The sequence below is a fragment of the Phormidium pseudopriestleyi FRX01 genome, from assembly GCF_017313335.1.
Classification (GTDB): domain Bacteria; phylum Cyanobacteriota; class Cyanobacteriia; order Cyanobacteriales; family Laspinemataceae; genus Laspinema; species Laspinema pseudopriestleyi.
Window position 1 is genome coordinate 1 of record NZ_JAFLQW010000178.1, and the last position, 10,210, is coordinate 10,210.

Sequence of the window (10,210 nt, forward strand, 5' to 3'; positions counted from 1 at the left end):
CCTGCGCGCTTATGACTTCGTGTCTCAGGAACTGCGGGCTGCGGAAGACCCGGAATTTGAAACCTTCTACACCAAGAATATTCTTCTGAATGAAGGGATTCGGGCTTGGATGGCTCCGGTTGACCAGCCTCACGAAAACTTCGAGTTCCCCGAAGAGGTTCTACCTCGCGGTAACGCTTTGTAGAAATCTGTTGAACCCAACTGAGTTTTTAGCTAAATTCAGTCAAAACCCCTACCATATGGTAGGGGTTTTGTGTTAAATAGCCGGGGTCACTCCCCCTAGACCGCTTCATCCGGGCTTTTCCGACGAGTTTGGACAACCGCGCAGTCCCCGAAAAAAAATTAGCCAGATAAAAAAGAGCAGGGTTGGGAAATTTTCAATTTCTTGTGTTATGCTAGGTGACATAAAGCTTATAGAAATAAAACCCGCTTAGGGTAACAGGAGGTGATGCCTATGCCAGATAGTAGTAAATCCATGGGTCATCAGATTGGAGTAAATCGGCTGTGGGCCGGGGCTGTTCTCTAACAACTCGCTTTAGTCCCTTTGGGATTAAAGATAATCCTTGAGAACTAGGCTGGTTGGGAGTTCCTCCCGGCAGTCAGGTTCCAATCTGAAGACCAACTAGACCGCTTTCACCCTCAGCGTCATAGTGAAAACTAAGCGCACCCGGTGAGAGCGGATAGTTTTTTTTAACCCTCTTATTATTGAATTATTGAAGTCAACAAGGAGAATCAGATGGCTCAGTTATTAACAGAAACGGAGATTCAGGATCGGTTGATTCAACTTGGGGGATGGACCCGAGACGGAAAAATATTGCACTGTGAAAGAAAATTCAAAGATTTTATCGAGGCGATCGCCTTTGTTAATCAATTGGTTGACCCAGCCGAAACCTCCGGACATCACCCGGACCTGGAAATTTCTTATAACAAAGTCACTATTAGCTTAACGACTCATGATGCTGGGGGCTTAACCGAAAAAGACTTTCAGATGGCCCAGACCATCTCCGAGTTGAAATAAGTTTCCCTCCCTCAGAAAGTGGGTTGAGACGGATTAAATTCTCATAACAAAATTTTTGTGATAAAATTTGCCCATCAGTCAACTACAGATGTAGCATCAGCGCACTCTGGAGTTGTTATAAGTAGGGGTAACGAATTGATGCGATTCTCGACTCCGTAAGGGCTTGCTTTGGGAGCCACAACAGGTCCATCTTTAGGAGACCTCAAGTTTAGCCCCCTAAAAAGGCAGGGCTCAACTCAGAGAAAACCTTGCTGGCACAGGCAGGAGCAATCCTCGGTCTCCCAAAAAGCGGGTCCTTTTTTTGGAGATTCCCCCAAGTAAACGGCTTAACCTGAACCTCGAACTACAGGTGCTAAATCGCGATCGCTTTCAAGAGTGATCAAGACTGAATTGGTCAGAAGCTGACGGGAAATGGGATTCCTCATCCGAGTGAAATTATTTCCACAGGTAGACCGTTATTGTTAAGGGCCTCTCGATTGCAGCATAAGATTGACGGGGAATCAATGGCATAGAGCCGCCTTTCCTCCCTGGTTTAAAGAGCTAGGACTTCCAGGCATCCGGTACTTTCAGGTGAATTCAGGTAAAGCTGTGAACAGCGATCGGACAGTAAAGCATCACTCGCTAGGGGTCTTGAATACCCCGGAATTAAGCAACGAATATGTAACGAGAGCTGAATTAGTAGAAGAGCTATTAGATATTGGCGCAGCGCTTTCGAGTACATATTCCTTGGGAGAGTTGTTGAGCCTAATTTTAACCAAGAGCCGAGAACTGACCTGTAGCGATGCAGGGAGCGTTTACTTGGTCGATCACAACGATGAAGAAGTCCCAAAGTTGTTGTTTAAGGTAGCACAGAACGATTCTCTGCCTCAAGTTTCATTTCAGGAATTCGCCATACCCCTGACGCCTAAAAGTTTGGCCGGTTATGTGGCCCTCACTGGAGAGAGCCTAAATCTGCCCGATGCATACGCCTTGCCACCTACGGTCCCTTATCAGCTAGAGCGCAGTGTAGATCGAGATATTGACTACTCGACTCGTTCGGTCCTGGTGCTACCCATGCAAAACCGTCAGGGGGAAATGATCGGCGTGCTACAACTGATTAATCGCAAGACTCAGGCAGATGTGGTAGTCACCCCAGAAAACGTGACCGAAGTCACCCAGCCTTACTCAGAATGGGAAGAGCGAATCGTCAGAAGTTTGGCATCCCAAGCAGCGATCTCCATCGAACGGAATCATCTGCAAGAAAGTATTGAAAATTTGTTCGAGGGTTTTGTGAAGGCATCGGTGCAAGTCATTGAAGCACGGGATCCTTGTACCTTTGGACATTCTGAGCGGGTAGCCGAACTGACCGTTCGCCTCAGTCAAGAGGCCAATACGGTGAAAACTGGACCCATACGAGATGTCAAGTTTAGCGTTCGTCAAATCCAAGAAGTGCGCTACGCCGCTTTATTGCATGATTTTGGTAAAGTTGGGGTCCCTGAAGCAATTTTAGTTAAGCAGAAAAAGCTCTATCCATCACAACTAGAGGTGATTCGCCATCGGTTTGCCTTAGCAGAGCGAACGATGGAAATGGAATGCGCCCAAAATAAGTTTAGGTATTTGATTGAGCATCCCTCGCACCTTCATCGCGACTCCGAAAACGCCTGTTCTCATTGTCAGGAGTTGCAGGAACTCGACCGTGAACTCCAGGAGAAGATAGCGCAACTGAATAATTACTGGAAGCTCTTGTTAGAGGCCAATGAACCGCGCATACTCGCGGAAGAACCCCTCGCTCGCCTCCGAGAACTTTCTCAACAGATTTATAGAGATGTGGATGGTCAATTAAAGCCCTTGATCGACGCCGACGAAATCACTCAATTGCTGATTCCGAAGGGGAATTTGACCCCAGAAGAACGCTTGTCTATTGAATATCATGTGACCCATACCTATGAGTTTTTGAAGCGCATTCCCTGGACCCGGGATCTCAAAGATGTGCCGAAGATCGCTTTCGGCCATCATGAAAAGATTGATGGATCGGGGTACCCAAGGGGATTGAAAGGAAATGAAATTCCGATCCAGGCCCAGATTATGACCATTGCCGATATTTATGATGCGCTCACCGCAGGCGATCGCCCCTACAAGAGAGGATTACCTGTAGAATCGGCCCTCAGAATTCTCCGAGAAGAAGCTATTCATAATAAAATCAACGCCGACCTGTTGGAATTATTCGAGCATCGTCAAGTTTTTTCAGTCCTGGGCCACTCTCAAGAGGTGGTCACCCTCGAAAGCGCTTAATCACGACAACAGCATCACAGCTAATGGCAATCAGCCAGATTAAAACCTTTTGATTCAGGCGATCGGGGAACTCAAAAATATTAACTTCAGTCATCCCTGGGAGCCTATTGCGTCAAATCGAGCATCGGCTGGCCCTGAACCGAAAATTTTAACTAAACATACGGTTTATTTGCCCTTGAAGTAGAAAAAAAAACACCATAGAACTGGACCGTTCAAGGGTTACCATCGTTCGCAAGAAACAACACAGACTTGCAAATCTCCGGTTCCAATCGAAGTAAATCTGTTAATCTATAACAGAAGTAAGCAGCCACTATCTCGCTGACTATAGCGCGTCTAAATGAATTTGCGAATGGACCCTCACCCCCAACCCCTCTCCCAAAGAGGGAGAGGGGAGCCGATCCAGGTGTCAAACTGATTTAGACTGGCTATATATAATGAATCGAGAGTTTGTCAGAAGCAATAGGCCCTCCAGCCAACTCTCGACAGCCTGCTTGATCAGGTTACGAAAAACCTGGACAGAAAACCGAGCCGTCGGATTGAGGGTTTTACATCCTCATCCTTAATCGGGCTAGTTTTTCCATCCGGGACATCAATGATTGGAGGGGATGCCTCTGGTTCTAGGGTCTGCCGTAACATCCCCACCCTAGGTCGTGGGGACCTATAACTGTTCCGGCTAAAAATCTATATCGGTGCAGTTGAGAAGTGGATATAACCCGTCAAGGGGTTAAGAGCTATTTCGTAGCTCTATCTTTCATTCTTTTGGCTTGTTATCTCCTGTCTGAAAGATTTAGGAGAGACGTAAGTCAAATCGTTTAGATAATTAAAGGTGTGAGGAGAAGAGGGAAAATGTCTAAAGTATTGTGGAATTCTCTGTTGGTTAGTCCAGCAGTTTTAACGTCAGCGTTAGTTGGAGCGGCCTTAGCGTCCGTGGTGGGCGCACCGTCCGCGATCGCCTCGGAAACCCAAACCGAGTCTATGCCAGTAGCTCAGGCGAACGAATTGGCCGCACCCACTGCATTTTCAGCAGGGGGATTTAACCTAATCGCCCAAGTTCAACAAGACCCACCGTCGGCCACAGAAACCGCCAACGTTTTACAACAACTCAATCAATACAGCCGTGAAGGGGGTGGCACAAACAACATCGCCCAAGTCACCTCCGTGTCTCAACTACGGGACGTGCAGCCCACTGACTGGGCTTTCCAAGCACTCCAATCCCTAGTTGAGCGCTATCGCTGTATCGCGGGTTATCCCGATGGAACCTTCCGTGGGAACCGAGCGCTAACTCGTTATGAATTTGCTGCCGGTTTAAACGCCTGTTTAGAGCGCATCAACGAAATTATTGCCGCCCAGCTCGAAGGCATTCTGAACAGAGACGATTTGTTAACCCTCCAACGGTTAACTGAAGAGTTTGCTGCAGAACTGGCAACCTTGCGCGGTCGGGTAGATGCCCTTGAAGTGCGCGTCGCCGAAATCGAATCCAATCAATTCTCCACCACCACCAAACTCTTTGGTGAATCTATCTTCGCCTTATCCTTGGCCGAAGGTGGAAACAGTGTCGGTGCCGAAACCGATAGCGGTGTTCAATTTGGGACCCGCACTCGGTTGAACTTCGATACCAGCTTCACAGGCCGAGATCTACTCAGAACTCGACTCCAAATCAACAATCTCGATGCCTTCTCTGGCACCAACACCTTTACCCCCGAAGGGGATCTGAAATTTGGGGTTGACCCTTATCAAGCTGGAGATACCACGGTCCGCTTAGACACCTTGTTATATAGCACGACTGTTGGCCCCGCCAATGTCGTCTTTATGGCAAATGCTGGGGCAGCAGATGACTTCGCCAGCACCATCACCCCCCTCGACGGCGATGGTGGCAGCGGTGCTCTATCTCGGTTCGGGACCCGCGCTCCGATTTACAACTTGGTTCGGGGTGCTGGGATTGGTTTGACCTTCGATGCAGGCCCTGCTGAAGTTAGCCTCGGCTACTTAGCAGAAAATGCCTCGACTCCCACCCGTCGCAACGGGCTGACCAATGGCCCTTACGGAGCCTTAGCCCAATTGGTGTTTAAACCCGTTACTGGTCTGCAACTAGGTCTGACTTATGTCAACGCCTATCGCACCGATATGCAGACAGGTAGCCAGTTGGCTACCCCTGTATCTTCTCTAGCCCCACCGGATGGCTTAACCACCATCAGCAACGCTTATGGCGTTCAACTGGGCTATGATACCGGGGCTTTTGCTTTCGGAGGCTGGGCCGGTTACACCAACGCTCGCATCCTCGACCAAGGTCTCAAAGGCGACCTGGGTATCTGGAACTGGGCCGTTAACTTAGCGGTTAACGCCGGACCTCCGGGCAGCCAATTTGGTCTGATTGTGGGTATGGAACCCCAGGTGAACTCGGACGATTTTAATGGGGCGCTAGAAGATCCTGATCGTTCTCTTCATGTTGAAGGTTTCTATCAATATCAGCTGACGGAGAATATTGCTATTACTCCGGGCTTTATCTGGTTGACGGCTCCAGATCATAACGATCTTAACGATGACGTGGTAATTGGAACCATCCGCACCACTTTCCGATTCTAAGACTAGCAATTGGGATGAACCCACTGGCTCAACCTAGGGAGTTCAATTCTGGATGCTACCTTGGTCTTAAGCTTTTGAAAACTAGGTAGCATCTCAATTTTGAAAAGAGACCTAACCCCCCAGCCCCCTTCCCTTCAAGGGAAGGGGGAGAAAGATGTCAATTTCCCCCTCCCCTTGCAGGGGAGGGGGGCAGGGGGGAGAGGTCAGATCGGTTTTTAGGCAAAATTGAGATGCTCCCTTGAAAACTAGGTAGCACAGATATTTAAACCCCCCTAATTAATTAGGGGGGTTTCTTTTTAATCGGTTTGACTAGAGAAAATTCGATGGATTTCTACCCTGGTTATCCAGTTTGGTTATAACTGGAAGACTGACATCCTTGCGTTGAGTGTAGCTTTCAAAGGGTTCTACAACATAGAGGATTTTTGCCTTAGACTGTGGTTTCTTTTCACAGAGTGCGAGTTGTATTGCAATGCATGATGGGGTAGCTGGGGACAGCGCGATCGCCTGTGAACCTCCCGAAGGTTTCCCTAATAGGAGACGGGTTAGAAGTTGTTGTGACAAAGCAAACGGCTAAAAAATACGTTAATCTTTTCCCCACTTTGTCTTTTGTATAATTGGCAAGTCATCCGCATTAATCACTCAATTAACTGGATATTTTTAAGGATACTATACCGAGTCTTAATGATTTAGACAATTCTTCTAGGTCTGACATCCCCATGCTGTAATTGCAATTCATAAATTGCCAGTAAACATAACATTTCGATGCAATTCTTAACGAGTAGTCTGGTTGACGAAATCATGTTTTAATTCAGTCAATTTTATTTTAAACTTTAACAAATATATCGATCCAATCTTCAAGCCCGGTATTAGCAAAATTTATAAGTCAACTTATGGGATAGGCAAAATTCAGGTTATAATCCACAAGCAGGGCGAACTTTACCCATCGACCTACCTCATAACGCTACTTGTCGGAAGGGAAAAAACAAAGAGTAATTGGTAACAAATGCTACCAGGGAGAATTAATAGATAAAAGTTCTTGACCGAACTACAGTTTTAAGCCATGATAAAGGCACTAACAACATGGGTAGACTAGCGCCCTAATTTGCGAGGTGATTGATGTCAAAACTCCCCTGGTGACTTAGCCGGGTAAGGGAGAAAACCCCATATCCATCCTGGGCAAAGTAAACTTTTGTCCGCAAATTGGAGGAAAGCCGGTATAATCACTCTGCTGTGGGTTTTGATTTCCCCAATGTAGTCCAGGGGAAAGTATTCCATCGAACTCTAAATTGGTGTGAGGAGAAGAGGGAAAATGTCTAAAGTATTGTGGAATTCGCTGTTGGTCAGTCCAGCAGTATTAGCTTCGGCGTTAGTTGGAGCGGCTTTAGGGTCCGGAGTAGCTGCATCTGAGGCGATCGCCTCGGAAATCCCAGCCGACTGGATGCCAACGGCTCAGGCGAATGAATTCGCCAAACCTAGTGAATTTTCGGCAAATGGAGTTGATATAAGCGGGGCGATCGCCCAAGTCCAAGAGGACGCACCGTCGGCCACAGAAACGGCCAACATCTTACAACAACTTACGGAATACGGTACTGAAGCGGATAGCAGCCTGCTTACCCAAGTCACCTCCGTCTCTCAATTACGGGACGTACAACCCACGGACTGGGCGTTCCAAGCACTCCAATCCCTGGTTGAGCGCTATCGCTGTATCGCCGGTTATCCCGATGGGACCTTTCGTGGGAACCGGGCGCTGACTCGTTATGAATTTGCTGCCGGTTTAAACGCCTGTTTAGAGCGCATCAACGAAATCATTGCCGCTCAAATCGAAGGGGTGCTAGGCAGAGACGACCTGATCACCCTGCAACGGTTAGTTGAGGAATTTGGTGCTGAACTGGCCACCTTACGGGGTCGGGTGGACGCCCTGGAAGTGCGCGTCACCGAACTTGAAGCCAATCAGTTCTCCACCACCACCAAACTCTTTGGTGAATCCATCTTTGCCTTATCTTTGGCAGAAGGGGGAAATAGCGTCGGAGGCGAAACCGACAGTGGCGTTCAATTTGGAACCCGCACTCGTTTGGCATTTGTGACCAGCTTTACCGGCAATGACTTCCTGTATACCCGACTCCAAATCAATAATCTCGATGCCTTTTCCGGAACGAATACCTTCACCCCGGAAGGCGACCTCAAGTTTGGAGTTGGCCCTTACGCTTCGGGCAGCACCAACGTCGAACTCGATTGGTTAGCCTATGAAACCACTGTTGGCAACGCCCGCGTTGTCTTTCTTCCTGTAGGCGGTATTGTGCCTGACTTTGCCAGCACCATCACCCCCTTGGATGGAGATGGTGGCAGCGGTGCGTTGTCTCGGTTCGGGACCCGCGCTCCCATTTACAACATGGTTGAAGGCTCAGGGATTGGCTTGAATTTTGATGCAGGTCCCGCAGAAGTCAGCTTGGGGTATTTAGCTCGAAATGCTGGAACTCCGACCCGTCGCAACGGGCTATTTGATGGTGCTTATGGAGCCTTAGCCCAAGTGGTCTTTAAGCCAGTTACCGGGTTGCAACTGGGTCTGACTTATGTCAATGCCTATCGTACTGATATGGTTACAGGTAGCCAGCTTGCTACTCCCGTGAGTTCCCTGGCACCACCGGATGGGTTAACCACCATCAGCAACGCTTATGGTGTGCAACTTGGTTATGATACGGGAACCTTTGCCTTCGGAGGTTGGGCTGGTTACACCAATGCTCGCATCCTCGACCAAGGTCTCAAAGGCGACCTGGGTATCTGGAACTGGGCCGTTAACTTAGCGGTTAATGCTGGACCTCCGGGTAGCCAATTTGGGCTAGTCGTAGGTATGGAACCCCAGGTCAGCACAGATGATTTTAATGGAGCGCTTGAAGACCCCGATCGTTCTTTACACGTTGAAGGGTTTTACCAATATCAGCTAACGGAGAATATTGCCATTACTCCGGGCTTTATCTGGTTGACGGCTCCGGATCACAACGATCTCAACGATGACGTGGTAATTGGAACCATCCGTACCACCTTCAGATTCTAAAATCGGGACAATTTCGGGATAAGGGGGGTTAAAACTTCCCTTGTTTTCAATTGATCATCACCAATACTGGAGCCGTCTAAAGGGTAAGAATTTTAGAGGTTTTCTTGTCAGACTTGGCCATGCTCTGTGCATGGCTTTTTTAGTGTTTATTACCTAGGTTGACAAGACGAATCTGAATTAATAACAGCAGCCTCTTGAGTTGGGGATAGACCCGATGAATTCCCCCGAGGGTTATGAATTGGCTTTAAATGTAGTACATGATATCACTCTGCTGCTTGGCATTCCGCAGTTCGCAGACATCTTTCAGGGTATATTTTTGCAAGACGGATTGAGAGGCTTCCTGAGCCTCTTTCCAGACCTCTCGAATGACTTCATTTTCTAGGGTTTTGGGGGTTGAATCATTTTCCGAGAGGCCCGCATCCAAACCTTCTATGCAGGTCACCACATCTAAAAGAGTGATTTTCCAAGGTTCCCGAGCCAAAAGATAACCGCCTTTTGCACCCCTTTGACTGCGAACTAGACCACAGCGCCGTAAGGAGGCTAAAAGTTGCTCTAAGTAACGGTCAGGAATATTTTGTTGAGCAGCTATCTGTCGAATTTGTTGCGGCTCTCCTTTATCATATTGGCTGGCTAACTCTAATAGGGCTAACAGCGCGTATTCACTTTTACAGGAAAGTTCCACTGTTTAAAATACAAGATACGTTTAAGGGCTAAATTGAAAAAATTAGCCACTGTGGTCTATTATACTGCGGTTTTACAGATATTCTTAGACTCGGATCTGCCCCCTTCCCTAAAAATCCCCATCTCGTTGCGCTGAGGCTCCAGATAGTTCTAAACTTTTTTAACTCCGAACGAACGGTCATAGAGAAAGCCTACACTCCTTGGAGAGTGTAGGCTTGGTTAGGGTTCAAAGCTTAAGCAGCTTTGATTTGATTAGGGCAGAAATCGCCCGAAAGAGCGACCTAACTAACGAGTCTGAAAAAACTCTAGGAGTTTTTTTAAATTCGGTGCAGAAGGGAAAGGCGCAAAGCCAATCCCTTCTGAAATTCACGGTTGATTAACCCCAAGCGTTAGACCGGAGGATTCTATCGACCAGGGATCTGATTTCCAAAGTTCTCTAGGATCAAGTCGAAGTTGAGTTGTGGAATGAACTGGTTATCAAAGCTTTGGAAGCGGATTCCTGTATCTTTGTAAACCAGGTACTCTCCAAATGTGATGCTACCGTACCGGCCAAATTGGGCGGATTCGAGAGCAGACAGGAGTGAACCAGCCAGGTTGCTGCGATC

6 protein-coding genes and 1 pseudogene are annotated in these 10,210 nt (G+C 47.9%); 5 read left to right on the forward strand and 2 right to left on the reverse strand.

Going from position 1 to position 10,210, the window contains the following annotated elements:
- From J0895_RS06390 to J0895_RS06410, 5 genes and pseudogenes are all read left to right on the forward strand, one after another.
- Positions 1-184, forward strand: a pseudogene (locus tag J0895_RS06390) (photosystem II D2 protein (photosystem q(a) protein)); the annotation flags it as partial.
- A 552-nt stretch (positions 185-736) separates the two neighbouring features.
- The gene (locus tag J0895_RS06395) at positions 737-1,018 is read left to right on the forward strand and encodes a 4a-hydroxytetrahydrobiopterin dehydratase (RefSeq protein ID WP_207087276.1); all 282 of its coding nucleotides are present in this window, start codon (positions 737-739) and stop codon (positions 1,016-1,018) included.
- A 630-nt stretch (positions 1,019-1,648) separates the two neighbouring features.
- Positions 1,649-3,289: an HD family phosphohydrolase gene (locus J0895_RS06400; RefSeq protein ID WP_207087281.1), complete on the forward strand. Its 1,641-nt coding sequence runs from the start codon at positions 1,649-1,651 to the stop codon at positions 3,287-3,289.
- An 846-nt stretch (positions 3,290-4,135) separates the two neighbouring features.
- Positions 4,136-5,872 carry an iron uptake porin gene (locus tag J0895_RS06405; protein ID WP_207087277.1) on the forward strand — a complete coding sequence of 579 codons (1,737 nt, stop codon included), beginning with the start codon at positions 4,136-4,138 and terminating at the stop codon, positions 5,870-5,872.
- 1,309 nt (positions 5,873-7,181) lie between these two features.
- Positions 7,182-8,924, forward strand: coding sequence for an iron uptake porin (locus J0895_RS06410; RefSeq protein ID WP_207087278.1), 1,743 nt, complete (start codon positions 7,182-7,184; stop codon positions 8,922-8,924).
- A 244-nt stretch (positions 8,925-9,168) separates the two neighbouring features.
- On the opposite strand, the gene J0895_RS06415 is transcribed toward J0895_RS06410, so the two are convergent.
- Complete coding sequence (locus tag J0895_RS06415; RefSeq protein WP_207087279.1) at positions 9,169-9,606, reverse strand: Rrf2 family transcriptional regulator; 438 nt, start codon at positions 9,604-9,606, stop codon at positions 9,169-9,171.
- Positions 9,607-10,009: 403 nt separating this feature from the next.
- The coding region (locus J0895_RS06420) for a hypothetical protein (RefSeq protein ID WP_207087280.1) at positions 10,010-10,210 on the reverse strand (201 nt) is incomplete at its 5' end.